At 54.6% G+C, this 15948-nt stretch carries 13 protein-coding genes and 2 pseudogenes; 10 read left to right on the plus strand and 5 right to left on the minus strand.

Features of this window, described 5'->3' with window-relative positions:
• Positions 1–160, plus strand: a 160-nt coding sequence (locus tag F3J37_RS26970; RefSeq protein ID WP_166936702.1) for an IS3 family transposase, incomplete at its 5' end; no start/stop codon positions are given.
• Between the two features lie 178 nt (positions 161–338).
• Complete coding sequence (locus tag F3J37_RS28560; protein WP_052127597.1) at positions 339–668, plus strand: RrF2 family transcriptional regulator; 330 nt, start codon at positions 339–341, stop codon at positions 666–668.
• A gap of 109 nt (positions 669–777) precedes the next feature.
• On the opposite strand, the gene F3J37_RS26980 is transcribed toward F3J37_RS28560, so the two are convergent.
• Complete coding sequence (locus F3J37_RS26980) at positions 778–1113, minus strand: hypothetical protein (RefSeq protein ID WP_034831085.1); 336 nt, start codon at positions 1111–1113, stop codon at positions 778–780.
• Between the two features lie 1129 nt (positions 1114–2242).
• On the opposite strand from F3J37_RS26980, the gene F3J37_RS26985 reads away from it, so the two are divergent.
• The 6 genes from F3J37_RS26985 to F3J37_RS27010 are packed head-to-tail and all read left to right on the plus strand — an operon-like array spanning position 2243 to position 8826.
• Positions 2243–4333 (plus strand): TonB-dependent receptor, encoded by a 2091-nt coding sequence (locus tag F3J37_RS26985; RefSeq protein WP_034831086.1) that lies wholly within the window; start codon positions 2243–2245, stop codon positions 4331–4333.
• A 37-nt stretch (positions 4334–4370) separates the two neighbouring features.
• On the plus strand, positions 4371–5279 hold the full coding sequence (locus tag F3J37_RS26990; protein WP_034831088.1) for an ABC transporter substrate-binding protein: 909 nt from the start codon (positions 4371–4373) through the stop codon (positions 5277–5279).
• Positions 5276–6259 carry a FecCD family ABC transporter permease gene (locus F3J37_RS26995; protein WP_166936704.1) on the plus strand — a complete coding sequence of 328 codons (984 nt, stop codon included), beginning with the start codon at positions 5276–5278 and terminating at the stop codon, positions 6257–6259. Before F3J37_RS26990 ends, F3J37_RS26995 begins: the two co-directional genes overlap by 4 nt.
• Entirely contained in the window at positions 6252–7283 is a 1032-nt protein-coding gene (locus F3J37_RS27000; protein WP_034831091.1) for a FecCD family ABC transporter permease, read from the plus strand. Before F3J37_RS26995 ends, F3J37_RS27000 begins: the two co-directional genes overlap by 8 nt.
• A 15-nt stretch (positions 7284–7298) precedes the next feature.
• On the plus strand, positions 7299–8093 hold the full coding sequence (locus F3J37_RS27005; protein WP_034831093.1) for an ABC transporter ATP-binding protein: 795 nt from the start codon (positions 7299–7301) through the stop codon (positions 8091–8093).
• Positions 8080–8826, plus strand: coding sequence for an IucA/IucC family C-terminal-domain containing protein (locus F3J37_RS27010; RefSeq protein ID WP_034831095.1), 747 nt, complete (start codon positions 8080–8082; stop codon positions 8824–8826). Before F3J37_RS27005 ends, F3J37_RS27010 begins: the two co-directional genes overlap by 14 nt.
• Before the next feature lie 44 nt (positions 8827–8870).
• On the opposite strand, the pseudogene F3J37_RS28590 reads toward F3J37_RS27010, so the two are convergent.
• Positions 8871–8967: pseudogene (locus F3J37_RS28590) on the minus strand (SOS response-associated peptidase); the annotation flags it as partial.
• A gap of 687 nt (positions 8968–9654) precedes the next feature.
• Between F3J37_RS28590 and F3J37_RS27015 the strand changes: the two are divergent.
• A complete protein-coding gene (locus tag F3J37_RS27015; protein WP_240154185.1) occupies positions 9655–10971 on the plus strand; it encodes a methyl-accepting chemotaxis protein in 1317 nt (438 codons plus the stop codon).
• Between the two features lie 1163 nt (positions 10972–12134).
• Here the strand turns inward: F3J37_RS27015 and F3J37_RS27020 are convergent.
• The 3 genes and pseudogenes from F3J37_RS27020 to F3J37_RS27030 all read right to left on the minus strand — a co-directional run bounded on the left by F3J37_RS27020 (position 12135) and on the right by F3J37_RS27030 (position 13521).
• The gene (locus F3J37_RS27020; protein ID WP_034831103.1) at positions 12135–12368 is read right to left on the minus strand and encodes a KTSC domain-containing protein; all 234 of its coding nucleotides are present in this window, start codon (positions 12366–12368) and stop codon (positions 12135–12137) included.
• 204 nt (positions 12369–12572) lie between these two features.
• Positions 12573–13175, minus strand: a pseudogene (locus tag F3J37_RS28595) (DUF2913 family protein).
• A 103-nt stretch (positions 13176–13278) separates the two neighbouring features.
• Entirely contained in the window at positions 13279–13521 is a 243-nt protein-coding gene (locus F3J37_RS27030; protein ID WP_034831111.1) for a DUF2767 family protein, read from the minus strand.
• Between the two features lie 457 nt (positions 13522–13978).
• On the opposite strand from F3J37_RS27030, the gene F3J37_RS27035 reads away from it, so the two are divergent.
• Complete coding sequence (locus tag F3J37_RS27035; protein ID WP_034831105.1) at positions 13979–15640, plus strand: methyl-accepting chemotaxis protein; 1662 nt, start codon at positions 13979–13981, stop codon at positions 15638–15640.
• Positions 15641–15948 lie beyond the last annotated feature (308 nt).

Raw genomic sequence — 15948 nt, forward strand, 5'->3', positions numbered from 1 at the left:
GATTAAGAAAAAGATCTACGGAACGAGAGACGAAGCCAGAAGCGATATTTTTGATTACATCGAAATGTTTTATAACAGTAAGCGTCGGCATGGTTCGAGCGAGCAGATGCCACCGGCTGAATATGAAAACCTATATTATCAACGGCTCAAAAGTGTCTAGATTACCCGTGGCGATTCATCGCAACCGGCAGCCGCTTCGCACCCATCGAGAGACAAGCCAGATGTTGGGTTAACCGCCAGTCCTTGTCGGTGGATTCAGCTATGCCGATCCATTTGGATCAACGTCCCCGACAACAGTGGTATTCTTTTGAAAGAGAAAATTAACGGGCTTCTAAAGGATGCTTACCAGTAAACAGAACAACGCTCTAAACATCATGATGGCTCTGAGTGAGGAGAAAGTTATACCTGTCAGAGATTTAATTTCAGAAGTTTCACTTTCTGTTAGTTACCTTGAAAGTCTGATAGCGGTGCTCAGGGATGAAGGCCTAGTTAAGAGTATGCCCGGCATGTACGGCGGTTACGCATTATCCCGTAATCCCGCCAGCATTACCGTAACTGACATATTGTCTGCCTTCAGTGCCTCAGACACTCCTTACCCTGTGGTAAGGGCTCTCATTTCGGTATCGCTTAAAGATTTGCAGAACTCAGCTCAAATTTCTAAGACCTGAACATAATGGAGTGACTCGTCATACGTAATCACTTGCGCTGTTTGTTGATGTACTGCTGCAATCCGGCTATTTGCTTTCCTGCCATGAACATTCGCTCAAATAAAGTGAATTAATTCTGTTCATTTGCGGCTAAGGCATGGGAAGCCACACGGGCTGCATGGGATGCCATTGCATTCTGCTTGAACGACTTAACTCGCGAAATCGCATAGCGAATCGCTTCTATCCAGCGAGGGTCGGCTGAAATTATCAGGGAATTTTTTAGCGAAGCATGTAAATCACTCCATACCATGATGCGTACAGACACCTCTCTCCCCAGTCCATGATTGAAGTCCGTTAGGATTGAGTTGATCGCTTCTTTTGTTTGCTGGTAGCCGTCCCCCATCTGATACATACCCGCCAAACGTTTTATCTGAATTTCACACTCAGCTGCAATGTCATCTTGCATCGTACGCTCCGTTTTCGTCTTTTAAATTTGACTTAACGAATAAAATTCTAGTAGCTGCTGCACAAATTTTCGACCAATTATACTTCAAGTAGTGCAGATATTTAATCAACCGAAAGATCGGATAATTCATTATTGATAATGGGTTATGTATTAATTGTGCGCTATTTACTTAAGAAATTTCTGGTATTTTTTTATGTTCCCAAAATGTTCCGTCAAATCCCGGCAGCATATTTAGAAAGGTATACAATTCACCCCGCACTGGTAATGTGCCTCTGGGCATATTCCATGACTAACAAGCAGCACTAATAGCTGACAACCCTGTGTGACATCTGCCGCCGTAGTCCGATACGGCGGATTTTTTTCAAGTCAGGCATAGCCCGATCTTACGAACTGTATAAACCGTGTCTTCAGCTTTGCTTGCAGACCAACCTGAACCAGCTTCCCCATGTAACAATCCATCACCTTACAGACTTTCAAACGTTCAGCTATTGCGAGGCTTTGTACCACGCCTGCCATCTGTAAGTGTTTAGACGGAGGGTTCTTACACAATCAGCGTTTTCCACATCCGATGACAGATCAGTATCACTGTCCTCTCCCGCCTAGCTTACGTTGCGGCCACTTTTTACCGACCAGGGTGATGCCGAACTCTTCTTTTCGGCTGCTCCAACCCTGGAGCCATCGCCATCATCTCTTCTATTATCCGCGGTATTTTTCCCAGTGAGGTGCACGACAGCAGGCTCAGATGACTTCACAAGATGCTGTGCGGACTACTTAAGACTCATCTTACATGGTTCCACGCCTTTCAGGCTGTGCACCATTTGCGTCATCATAAATCCCTGAGGGTTATCCGGTCAGAATCACCTCCGCACTCCTGAAAGCCATTTCCGCTTTGACCTGACCGGTCTAATCACCTGCTGCCTATCCCTGCACCCCGCTAGCCAACCTGCGCACTTAAGCTAACGCAGCGAGTGTGCCATTCACATTCAGAATTGAAATGCATCATTTCCTGACTTTATCCTTACAATTTGTTATTAATAACCGTTATCATATTCATTCTCATTGCTGTTCGCATAAACCAATGAAGCCAATCAACCCTGAATGTAAGTGTTCAGAGCAGAGGATCATTTGTATGAAAGTTTCCACACTGTGTGCTGCGTTGACGCTGCTCGCGTCATCCCCGCTTTATGCCCGTGATAGTGCAGAGGAGGAGCTGGTCGTTGATGCAACCCGTACCGAAGGTTCACGCAATGATTCTCCTCAGGTCATCAGGGTGATTGGCGAAAAAGAGATTAGCCAGCAGCGACAGCTGACGTCTGACACATCCCAGATTCTGAGCAACCTGCTCCCGTCTTTTTCCCCTGCGCGACAGAAAATGTCCGGCAGCGGTGAAACGTTGCGCGGCCGTATGCCGCTGGTGATGATTGATGGTATTCCACAATCCAACCCTCTGCGCCCTACCGGGCGGGAAATGCACACCATTGACGCGTCCATGATTGAGCGTATTGAAGTCATCAAGGGTGCTAATGCGAGCAACGGGATCGGGGCGACAGGTGGAGTGATTAATATCATCACAAAGCGCGCAAAGCCCGGCACCGTCAATCAGCACCTCGGCGTCGAAGCCACGACGCCTACGGCTGAATTTGACCACGATACGCTGGCCTATAAAACGAACTACAGTGTTAACGGCAGCGAGGAATACGTAGATTATCTGTTCGCGCTGAGCTTTGAAGATCAGGGCTTGTTCAAAGACGCAGATAACCGTGCGATTGGTGTGGATAATACCCAGGGCGACCTGATGGATTCACGCGCGTGGGACATGCTGGCGAAGGTCGGTTACTGGCTGGATAATGACCAGCGCATTCAGCTGAGTCTTAATCGCTACCGACTGAAAAATAAAGACAACTATGTCAGCGTGACCGGCGATCGCGATGCCGGCATACTGACCACCTCTGCCAAAGGCAGGCCGGAAGGCCGCGCGCCGCACAACGATGTCTGGACGGTGGGTACCACCTACGATAACTATAATCTGGCGGGCATGAAGCTCACCGCGCTGGCCTATTATCAGCGCTACGAAGCGCTGTTTGGCGCGACAAACTCTTCTTCTTTCCAGGATCCGGCCATTGCGCCCATCGGGGCCTTATACGATCAGAGCCGCGCCTTTACCGACAAATACGGCACCAAAATCGCGCTGACCAAAGATGATTTCTGGGACGATCGCTTTAAGGCAACGGTAGGATTTGATACCCTTTTTGACAATTCCAAGCAGGATTTATGGTCAACCGGGCGGACTTACGTACCTGAAATTAACTATACCGACCTGTCCCCGTTCCTGCAGCTTGAGTATTCCCCGGTAGAGTCAGTAAAGCTCAGCGGTGGCGTACGCTATGAATACGCGCGACTGAATATTGACAGTTATCAGACGACCTGGGCGAACGATCGCGTCAGCGTTGAGGGAGGCACGCCCACCTTTGATCAGACGCTGTACAACGCGGGTATCGTCTGGACGCCACTGGCGCCGATCAGCTTGTTTGCCAGCTACAGCGAAGGTTTCACCGTGCCTGACGTGGGCCGCGTGCTACGGGGCATTGACACCCCGGGCGTCAGGCTGGATGAATACAGCGGCCTGAAACCGATCGTCACCAAAAATAGCGAGGCGGGCTTCCGCATTCAGCAGGCGCCCTTTGATTTTGAAGCAAGCTATTACCGTTCGTCTTCAAAGCTCGGAAGCCGCGTGGAACTGGTTGATGACGCATTTGTCGCCCGCCGGGAAAAAACGCAAATCGATGGCCTGGAGGTCAGCGCGGGCTACAGCCCTAATGCGGATCATAAGCTCACGCTCGCCTGGTCTCATATGCGCGGCCGTTACGACAGCGATGAAAACGGCAGCCTGGATGCAAAACTTGACGGCCTGAATATCGCGCCGGATCGCCTCATCGCCAGCTGGTCAGCAAACTGGAATACGGAGCTGAGTACCTTCCTGCAGGCCAACTGGGCTATGAGCAAAAAATTCGACGATGAGGAAAAGGATTTCTCCGGTTACACACTGGTAGATGCAGCCGTGGGTTATAAACTTCCCCGTGGACAGCTGAGCCTGGGCATTTCCAACCTGCTGAATAAAAAATACATCACTTATTATTCGCAGAGCGCCTCCGTTGACCCTGACCGCTATTTTGCCGGGAGGGGGCGCACGGCCACGCTCGGCTACAGTCTTGACTTCTGATTATGGCCGCCCCGCTTCCGGGGCGGTAAACCTGACGATGGAGAAACAATTTTACTTTTCGCCTCTTCGCCGGCGCTGGCTGCAGGCGCTGCTGTTATGCAGCGTGTCACCCGGCCTTCTGGCCGTGCAACGGCCCGCCCAGCGTGCCGTTTCACTGTTTCAGGGTGCCACCGACAGCCTGGCGGCGCTGGGCATTACGCCCTGCGGGATCGTTGAATCCTGGGCGGAAAAGCCGGTTTACCGTTACCTGCGAAACCAGTTTTCAGGCGTGCCGCAGTTAGGCCTGGAAACCCAGCCGGCGCTTGAAAAAATAGCGCTGCTCAGGCCCGATATCATATTTGCTTCCCGTTTCCGCCATCAGGATGTTGCGCCGCTGATGGAAAAGATTGCGCCCGTGGTGCTGCTCGATGACGTTTATGAATTTAAAAAAACGCTGAAAGTCGTTGCAGAAAAACTCTCAAAGGTCAATGAGGCAGGAAACCTGCTTCAGCGCTGGGATTCACGCATTGTCGCCCTTCAGACCCTAATGAGAGAACGGTTCGGTTCACAGGCCAGACCCCGGGTATCTGTCATTGAAGTCCGCCCCGATCACATCCGCAGCTACACTCCGCAAAGCTTTCCTGGATCTGTGATGTCCGAACTCGGTTTTGACTGGAACGGGCAGGCTACGCAGACGCGCGGCACGTCGTTGCGCTTTTCCAGTATGGAGAACCTGCCGCTGCTGGATGCCGATATCTTTTTCATTCTGCTGCGGGCGGAAAGCCCTGCCATTCTGCGTCAGTACCGGGTGATGACTGCGCATCCGCTCTGGCAGCAACTGAGCGCCGTGAGAATACGGCAGTTAAGGACGGTTGACAGCGTTCCATGGAGTCTGTCGGGTGGCATTATTGGCGCAAATCAGATCCTCACTGACACAGAGCTGGCGCTGAGCCGGGGGGCATCGTGAAAGCACGCTTTCTGTTCTGCTGTGCCCTTCTGGCGCTGATGATGGTGCTCAGCGTCATGATCGGAGTGCGCTTTTACACGCTTTCGCAGGTGGCTGACGCTTTGTTTCACTCCGATCCCCTCCGTGCGGCTGACGCCATCATTCGCACATCCCGGTTGCCACGCACATGGCTGGCCATGTGTGTGGGGGCTTTTCTGGCTGTGGCGGGCGGACTTATGCAGGCGCTGACTCGCAATCCTGTGGCATCGCCCGGGCTGTTCGGCGTCAATGCGGGCGCGGCGCTGGCAGTTGTGCTGGCCGGTAGCGTTCTTTCCCTGAGCATCCCCTGGCAGACACTTTTACTGGCATTTTTCGGGGCGTGCGCGGCCAGTATGCTGGTGTGGTTCGCCAGCCGGGCAGGTAACGGACGGGATAATCCACTTCCGCTGGTGCTGGCTGGGGTGGCGATAACCGCGCTGTGTAATGCCATTACCCAAGCAATCCTCGTTATCGACCAGGAGACGCTTGATACGATGCTGTTCTGGCTGGCCGGGAGCCTGTCGGGTCATGACCTGCCTCATGTCTATGCGATGCTGCTTCCCGGAACGCTGCTGACTGTTGTCGCGTGCCTGTCTGCCGGCCAGATGGATGTACTACGTGCCGGCGAGGAAATTGCCACCGGCCTTGGGCAAAATATCGTCCGTGTCCGCCTCCTTGCCAGCCTGCTGGTCGTGGGGCTGGCGGGAAACGCCGTGGCACTCGCCGGTAGCATCGGCTTCGTCGGACTGATAGTGCCGCATATCGCCCGCCAGCTGTTTGGCAGCGACCTGCGTCTGATGCTACCGGCCTGCGCATTGATCGGCGCGTTACTGTTGCTGACGGCGGATATCGTGGCGCGCGTGATAATTTTACCGCAGGAAGTCCCCGTCGGCGTCATGACGGCGCTGATGGGCGCGCCATTTTTTATAGTGCTGGCGCAGCGCAGGAGACACCATGTCTGATAACCGCGTTATACGCTGCGGCCCGTTTTCACGCCTTTACGCCGGGCGATTACCGTTGGTCATGCTGCTCTGCCTGTTGGCTTCGCTGCTGATGACGCTTGCTGCATTAAGCGCCGGCGACGTACCCCTTCCGCTGTATCAGGCGCTGTGGCTCCTGATACATCCTGACGCCAGCTCACAAAGCTTCATCCTGCACGAGCTGCGTTTACCCCGCGTGGCGCTTGCGCTTCTTTCAGGCGCGGGGCTTGGACTCGCCGGACTGGTTATGCAGCTGCTGGTACGTAATCCGCTGGCTTCTCCGGACACGCTCGGCGTCACTACCGGCGCAAGCGTCGGGGCGCTGCTGTGGCTTTCTTTTTTCAGTTTTTCATGGGGTAGCGCGCTGATGCCGGTGGCAGCGATGGCTGGCGCCACCTGCGCGGTTGGCCTGGTATTCATACTTTCAGGGCCCAGGGGGCTGACGCCAGCCCGACTGATCCTGACGGGTGTCGGCGTCTCGGCAATGGCGGGCGCGGTGGTGACCTTCATACTGGTTTTCAGCCCACTGACTACCACCTTTTCTGCGTGGGTATGGCTTAGCGGCAGCGTTTATGCGGCGACCTGGGAAAAGGTGCGTCACCTCCTCGCCATCGATCTGGCGGCATTGCTGCTCTGGCTGTTTTCGCTGCGTTATCTGAGCACGCTTCTGCTGGACGACGACCTTGCCACGGGGCTGGGTGTGCGGGTGCATGTAATGCGGGCCCTGCTATTGTTGGGCTGCGTGATACTTTCCGGCGGCGCGATAGCAATGGTGGGCGCCATGGCGTTTGTTGGCCTGATAGCGCCCCACCTCGGCAGACAGATTGTACGTCACGGCATTTTTGGCCAGGCGTTTGTCACCGCCTGCTGCGGCGGCGTCATGGTGGTTACTGCTGACCTGCTGGCCAGAACGCTGTTCCGGCCTGCAGATCTTCCGGCGGGCATCTTTGTTGCGCTGGTCGGCGCGCCGTTTTTTCTGGCGTTGCTTATCCGGCAGCGTACGTAAACTGATGGAGAAAACGTGTCTCTTTCCACTCATAAGCTGAACGTGAGCTATACACAGCAGCAGGTCATACACTCGCTGGATCTCAAACTGCCCGCCGCGAAAGTCTCTGTACTGATCGGGAGTAATGGCTGTGGTAAAAGCACCCTGCTCCGGGCAATGGCCCGGCTTCTCAGGCCGCAGTCGGGAACCGTTATACTGGACGGGATGGATATTCATGCCAGCAGTACGGCGCAGGTCGCCCGCCGGCTGGCGATCCTGCCGCAGATCCCCGTCGCCCCCGAAGGAATTTCCGTACGTCAGCTCGTTAGCCTGGGACGCTTCCCGTATCAGAGCTGGTTACGTCAGTGGTCAGCGGAAGATGAAAGGCAGGTAGACGAGGCCCTTCGACTGACCGGAACTGATGCATTACAGCATCGCCCTGTGGATGCCTTATCAGGCGGGCAGCGGCAGCGCGTCTGGATTGCCATGACGCTGGCACAGGCGACCGATACGTTGCTGCTGGATGAGCCGACCACCTATCTTGATCTGGCCCATCAGGTTGAGGTGCTTGAACTGTTGCGCGACCTGAACCAGACGCACGGTAAAACCATCGTTATGGTCCTGCACGATCTTAATCTGGCCAGCCGCTACGCCGACCATCTGGTCGCCGTACACGACGGACGGGTTTATGCACAGGGTGCGCCGGGGGATATCATGACTGAAGCGCTGGTGAATAAGGTGTTTAACCTGCAGTGCCGGATTATTGAAGATCCTTTCTTTCGCTCGCCGCTGTGTATTCCTTTTCCCGGGGCGCTACATGCTGACGCCTGAGGAGCAAGCCTTTCTGCAGAAGAATTTCCGCTTACGGCCCCTCGCGGCGGCCGACGCGCGCAGTATGCCGGCAGAATATGTGCTCAATGCGAAACATTGCGATGCCTTTTTACGTCTCGTGATGCCGCTGACAGGCGCACCGGATGTGGCCATAGCCGCCTCGCTGTTTGCAAAACGTCTGGCATTTCTCGCGACGGGCAATGTGCTCTATGCTATGAGCGTGTTTGACAGTGGCCTGACCTTCTCTCTTTCTCGCAGCCGGCTTGAGTATGCTCACGATAACGGGCTATGGACATCGTCGCTCCCGGCAGACACTCTAGTGACATGCTATCTTCCCGGTGAGCGAGATGCCTGGCGTGAAGAAGTCGTGTCAGCGCTTTTCCGCGGGTTTCTTTCTCCGCTCTGGCAAAGTCTGGCCGGAGTGAGCGGACTGCCCATACAGATACTCTGGGAAAATACCGCGATGCGGGTTTTTTCACTTTATCAGGGCCGAATGGACAGGCTCGATGAAACGCAGAACGAGCGCAGGGATGCCGATTTTAACTGGTTGATCGGACAGGCTTCACCTTCTCTCTTTGGCCTGTCCTGGAACCCGCTGCAACGCTTTCGCCGACCTCTCCAGCTAAACGCGGCGGGAAAGCCTGTGCGCTTTCGTCGCACCTGCTGTTTCTATTACAAAGCAACCGACCCTGTCGAATACTGCCTCAACTGCCCACTCTGCAGGCCAAAATAAGCACCGGACTTTAGCCGAGTGGGAGACGTGCTGGTACTCAATTACTCGCGAACGGCGTCAGGGGCAATCACCCGTGGGCGCCTGTCATGAATATCAACCATGCCCCCTGTGGCTGGGCGACGTCACAATCACAACCCCTTCTCTTCCGTGGTGCTGCCCGGAAAGCTTGGATGTTCAATATTTGTCACATCGCTCTACTTCCTGTTCGGACTCCTGCTGTTCGGACATCAGTGACGCCAGATCTATCGTTCCAGCCGCCGGATTGCGGCTTGCCCACCGGGCACATAGCCTGAGAACGCTCAGGCGTATCATTGCTTCACGCTAGGGCGAGGCATCGTTTTCCGTTATGACGACACCTCTGTTCATGAACGCACGTTTTTTCCCGCTTATGAAGAGGTTCTCCCATGCTGGCATATCACACCGGCTCGCAGTGTCAGGAGAAACATGCGTTTCGTCACTTCAGATACGGACGGATAGAAAACGGGTATGCAGTTGTGTTGGATATCAATCAGGAAAAGATTCCTATGCAGAAGGGCTATACGGTGAAGGTCCACAGAGCAGAGCGTGTCTGGCTAAAAGCGCATCCGTTGCTCAGACAGCTGTAAGGTTCTCACACGGAAGGTATGCTGACCTGACTTACATGTTGCACGCCATCAGATTCATGGTGTCCGACAATCTGGTTAGTAGACAGTAGTTAGCTCCAGGAGGTGTTTAGCAATCTTGTTAAAGTTCGAAACAATTGTAACCCGTGACTATCACAGCAATACATAATGTCCACATTCGGTTTGCCGATAACCGAAGCAGTCATTGGATAATCCGGAACATATCATGCTCCTGCATACGTTAAAAAATCTGTTTTCCCTAAGTCGCTCACGTTTATCCGCTTCTGTAGGCGCGCTTGAGCAGGCTATGCCAGTTATTGAGTTCACCCCAGCCGGAATAATCCGGAAGGCCAGCCCGCTTTTTCTTACTACTATGGGCTACCGAGCCGACGAAATAATCGGACACCACCACAGCATGTTTTGTGCCCCTTCGCTAATCAGTACACCTGAATACCGCCATTTCTGGCAGCGCCTTGCGGACGGTGAGAGCTTCAGTGGTAAGTATATGAGGCTGGCAAAGGGCAACCGTCCCGTATGGCTAGAGGCAAGCTACATTCCCGTTGCTGACAGGCGCGGGAGGGTTTTTAAAATCATCAAAATAGCCGCAGACGTTTCCGGGCGCGTACAGTCAGCACTGGAACTGGAGTCAGTCGTCAATGCCATCAGCCGCTCTATGGCCGTCATTACGTTCGATCCAACCGGACTTGTACTTGATGTTAACGAAAACTTCCTTAGCGCCACCGGGTATCAGCGGGAGGAGGTCATCGGTCAGCATCACAGGCTATTTTGTAGCGAATCACTGTATAAAAGTGATGAGTACCGGCAGTTCTGGGAAAAACTGAATCAGGGTGAATTTTTCTCTGGCCAGTTTCCACGACTGAATAGTCGTGGTGCCCCGCTTTGGTTACGTGCCACCTATAATCCGGTATTCAGCCCAGATGGCAAACTGTATAAAATTGTGAAATTTGCTTCAGACGTTACCGGTCAGGTCCTGAGAAATCAGAAAGAGCAGGATGCCGCCGTGCACGCGTGGGATATGGCAGTCCAGACACGGGGAAGTGCCCAGACAGGTGCAGACGTAATCGAGAACAGCATCAGAATGATAGACAGGATTGCTCTTGGGATGAGCTCGGTTTCAGCGGATATATCCCGACTCAACAGTCAGTCTGACAGCATTGACGGTATGGTCGAAACAATCCGAAGCTTTGCCATGCAGACAAGGCTGATTGCCCTGAATGCCGCTATTGAAGCAGCCAGGGCGGGTGCCTCAGGCAGAAGCTTTGCCGTTGTCGCCGCAGAAGTCCGCAACCTTGCAGCAAGCGTCAGTGCTGCCACTGAAGAAATCGAACGGGTCGTGGTGGATAACAACCTGCTGGCCAAAAAAGTACTCTGTGGTATAGAGGGCAGTATGTCAAACACAAAGGACGGCGTGGCGCTCATGCGCGAGGCAGGTGAGGTCATTGCCAGTATTCAGATAAACTCAGAAGGCGTGGAGAAAGCCGTCAGGGATGTGGCACATTCAGTGAAAGAGGGACATGCCTGATGGGCTGACTGATATAAAGGGAAGGTTTAGCGGTGTGGAGGAGCCAGAAACCCCTGGGGCGGCCTTATGTTCATCTGGTCTGATATGCTGCCGGTGCCGGTTACGGGCTCTGCATCAGATATCTGGGGGGCAGCCTGACCATGCTTTTGCAGATCGGGTATATAACACGTTTTATCATGCTCCCCCTAAGTACTGCTGCACTTTCCCGCTGACAAACATGCTCTCGGCAGCACCGGAATTTACTCTTTCAAAGGTTTCAGTGCGTGCGACTTTGCCAGTGGAAATCGAGGCTCACGGCCTCCCCGTCCTTCTCCATTATTATCCGTTCTCTGGCACAGACGCCGTTGGGTATGACTTTTTTCCATTGCCGGTCTGTCAGCTCCGGATATACGGGGATAAAAAACATCCCCATCAGAAGCCACAGGCGGGATTCAACCCGACTGACTGTCTGAGGTGACAACCAGAGCGGCATGCTGAAACCCAGGGCGCGGGTGTCCGCAATCCGCAGGACCCCCTCAGGTGGCGGTAAATCGGCAAACACGACCGCGGGCAGAGGAGCACGCAGGCAGAGAGAACCGCACCTGGGAAAGCTGTCACCCTCGACCGTAACAGGAGAATCAAGATGTGCCGCAGTGAATACCGGCGGCGGAAGACGTCCTTCAGCTAAAGCGGTCCTCGCTGTGAATCATGCCGGTGAGATTTTCTTCCCGGACAGCCCGGACGTGCGCGTGTTCAGCAACAGCGCTGCAGAAGGCGCTGAACGTAGATGCTGGCATATCCCCGAGCGGATAGCGCCGGAAAATGATTTTCCGCTCAGGATGGTTAAGGAGTGACTGTCCGCGGGTCTGTAAAACATTTTTAATGTGTGAGCTCAAACCCGTCAAGGGATACCAGTGTCCAGGAAAATCAGGCTGCCGCATCTTCCAGCAGCTGTGGGTGAAATCCATTTTTCGTGACGTAATTTTCCTTATGTTATCCGGGAGCATCCGTACTCGTTATTCCCGGATGCCCGAATCAGTAATGGCTGAAACGCTACTTTCCGAGGGGAAACGGCCACCTGACTGAACGGCGTGGCCGCGGCCGGCACGTGGCCAGTCGGGATAATGATAACCGCGCGACAGTAGACAGCTGAAGATTATGATGCGTACGCGCAGATGATGGCGTCAGACGCCGCGCCGCAGGCTGAGGCTGCCCCGCAGGGAAAGGTAGCGGCCCTCGATGCTGCTCATGAAAAATGCGTCAGCGTCCGCAGCCGCGCAGAACGCCTGATACACCTTTGCCGGCACCGCGAGCCAGCGCCAGCACGCGCCGTCCCGGTACTCCAGCTCCAGCACGCCGGTGGTCGGATCGTAGCCCGCGCTGCGAAACAGCTGAGACGTGACTTCATGCCTGTTCATGCTGTGGTTCCTGTCCTGGCGATCGCGCACGTGGACGCCGTCAAAAAAAGTGGGGTGCCGCCGAGCGGCTCCCCGTTCAGGGAATGAAAACAACCGATTTATTATTCTGCTTACGCGGGAGTTATCGGCCGCCCGCCCTTAAACCTGAGCCGGCGTGGAGGTTCACTGTAGCCTGTAACGTCCGTGACCATTGCTGTTCCGGCCTCAGGCTGCCCGGAATCCGTCCGCGAGGAGTAGGTGCAGATGTTCATCCGCACTTCTGGCCGCCTCCCGGCGCCAGCCCGACCGCTACAGCAGTTTATCGAGCGCGGGCAGCTCGCCGGTGATGCGCGCGGGCAGGGGGATGCGCTGGAGGCCGTGCTCGTCAAAGCCGGCGTCGAGCGCGTGACGGTTCAGGTAAATGCCCGATACCGAAGGGCTCAGGCGAAGCTGCCGGCGGCCGCGCCATTCACTCTCTGCCAGCACCATGTAAATCCATCCAGTCAGTTTCACCGCGTGCAGGGCGTGCTGCAGCCGGAACAGGTCGTTCTGCCCCTGCAGGTTGCCGTTGCCGGCGCGCCACAGATAGTCGAGCTTGCCGGGCAGGTCGGCACGCAGTCCCTTCACCCGCCCTTCTTTCAGCAGTCAGCTGATGTCGCTGGCAAGCTCCCGGGGAAAACGCCGCTGCTTCTCGGCGGTAGCCAGCCAGCGGGTCAGAAAGAGGTTGTCCTGCGCGGGGGAGGTCGCGACCCCGTCGCGGCGGGCAGTGTGCAGTGCAATCAGCCCGCACCAGGCCAGGTGACTGACGTTCAGATTGTCGTTATCCATAAGAGGCATCCTTCATGCAGGACCACATTAAAAACTGGCACTGAAATGCGGTATTTTATGACATCATCCCTGCCCGGAGTAGTCTGTTGAGTCTGCACCCGATTCAGCTGTGAAGTCTGACTTCATCCGGGTCGTCGCCCCGGAGCTGTTCAATCGCGAAAATCAGCGAGGGATTACAGACTTCATTTTCCTTTTCGCTGGCTTTTACGAGCGTGACCAGCTCCCGGATCAATCGATTACGATCGGTCTGCTGGCCCCGGTCGGCCAGATTCAGGCAAATCATGCCGGTAATCCGGCAAGCCTCCCAGTAGAGGGATTCTGTCAGTTCAACTTCTGAGTCTTTCATCCGCGTTTCTTCCGTTTGAATCTGATGCATATGAGCATAATGGCGTAGGCAGAGCCTGCTATTATCAGCTTACTGAAAATTGTAGCGGCGGTCAGCAGGCTACTGAAGCCGATATTCAGACGGGCGAGCAGTGCTAAGCCTGTGCTGTGAATGCCGCTTTAGCGGCCTGTCAGCAGCTTATCAGTCAGAAGGTCGGAGGTAAAAGAAGCAGCAGGCCTCTTGCTCTGCAGCGACACTTACCCATAGTCACAGCATCCATTTATCTGCCCCTGCAGCTCCGTCCATCCAGTCCGGGCGGTGGTGGCTGGTCAATGGGGGAAAACGCGATACCCGTGCGCCGCGGGTCCGCTTAATTTGAAATAACGTTTCCTGCATTTCTGCCGATAAATATGCTGAAAGTTTTTATTATTTTCAGATTTCATAAATTATTAGTCACTTACAATGGCAGGAATTACAGATGACGATTACACAGCGATTGTTGCTTACCTTTTCACTTCTCTCTGCCTCGCTGGTCGCGATGGTCATCGTGGCCGTCATGGTTGCCGGCGGATTCCAGTCCCGCTTTCAGTATGTACAGGAAAATACCGTTCCGTCATTGCTGGATCTGGGAAAACTGGTAGACGGCAGTAATTCCCTCATTATCTGGCTCTACCGCCACCAGAGCGCAACAGATCCGCGGCGACAGGCTGAAGTCGAAAAGAAAATCGATGAAGCTATAAGTAATATTAAATCACTGAACAACTATTACCTGAATAATGACATATCGAACGAGGAGGACCGGCAGTTGACAGAGAGAGCGTTCTCCACCATCAAACAGGTTGAATCCTCGCTTCCGGAATTTCTTGCTGGCTCACGCGCACAGAATGACGCCATTGCACTGGGGGCGCTCCAGAGCAATAACGGCATTGGCGAAGCCGCCCGCCAGTTGATTGCAGGCTACCAGAAACAGCTCAAACTTAACGTGGACATCGGCAGCACCCTGCGTCAGGAAAATGACCGAACTTATCAGGTGACAGTCTGGAGCTTAATAGGGGGTTCCGCACTGGCCATTGCTATTCTGGCCTTCTTTGCGCTCAAAACGGTTTTCGGTATCCGCGGGCAACTCAACGGCATGCGGCAGACTATGGAAAACGCCAGCCACCGGCTTGACCTGACGCTCAGAGTGGACGAGTCGCGCCGGGATGAAATCGGCCTGACCGCAAAAGCGTTTAATCATCTTATAGAAAACGTCTCAGCCTCGCTGTCGAAGGTGGAGGCCTCTTCACAGTCGGTCAGCACGGCTTCAGCGCAAATAGCAGCCGGTAATGAGGACCTCTCTTCACGAACCGAGGAGCAGGCTGCCTCGCTGGAGCAGACGGCGGCAAGCATGTCACAATTGAGTGAGACCGTGCGTCAGACCGCTGAAAACACTCAGCTTGCCAGCCAGCTGGCGAAGAATGCCCGGGATATTTCAGAGGACAGCGCCGGGCGGGTACGCACGCTCCTGGATACAATGGGTGACATCAGGGGAAGCTCTGCAAAAATCACGGATATTATCGGGCTGATTGAAGGCATTGCATTTCAGACCAACATTCTGGCCCTGAACGCAGCCGTCGAGGCCGCGCGTGCCGGAGAGCAGGGTCGCGGCTTCGCGGTGGTAGCGGGAGAAGTTCGTAACCTCGCGCAACGTTCATCCTCCTCCGCCCGTGAAATCAAGGGGCTGATTGAGTTATCCATGGGTTTTGTCGAAGCCGGTTCGACGCAGGCTGAGGGCGTAGGAGAAAATATGTCCCGTATGAACGACGCCGTGCGGCAGGTCGCCGACCTTGTCGATGAGATATCGGTTGCCGGCAGTGAACAGTCTCAGGGTATCGGGCAGGTCCATATTGCCGTGAATCAAATGGATGACGTAACACAACAGAATGCTGCGCTGGTTGAAGAAGCTTCGGCCGCGTCACGTTCGCTGATGGAACAGGCGGCGGCGCTGAACAGGCTGGTGAGTAACTTTACGCTGGTTCCGGATTCGGGCCAGGCAGGCACTCTGGACGCTCAGGCTGTCCGGCCGATACGGAGGGCTGCTTTATTACGGCCCACCCCTGCCGTTGCGGCAGTGGGGGATGATAACTGGAAGAGCTTCTGAGGCAGAATTTACGTTTTCTTCGATTGAGGGAGCGGAGATTACTGATGTTCCTAAACCCGCCGGGACCTGCTTATCAAAAGCGTGTTGCCTAGCAGGTTTATAAAAAATGCCGGTTGCGCTCAGGTTTCGGAGCAAGGTGCCGATAACTTTAATGTGCCTCATCAGGGTACACATCTGATACTGCGACTGATTGTGCTGATGGCTTCCTCCCGGAAGCCATTTTTTTATTACGCTGCCTGCACAGTTAATTCCTGTACGGGACCGCCAGCGCCCGGATTCTGAACCCTTTCCCACGAAGCTGATCGTAA

The organism is Candidatus Pantoea communis, from assembly GCF_011752685.1.
GTDB classification, from domain to species: domain Bacteria; phylum Pseudomonadota; class Gammaproteobacteria; order Enterobacterales; family Enterobacteriaceae; genus Pantoea; species Pantoea communis.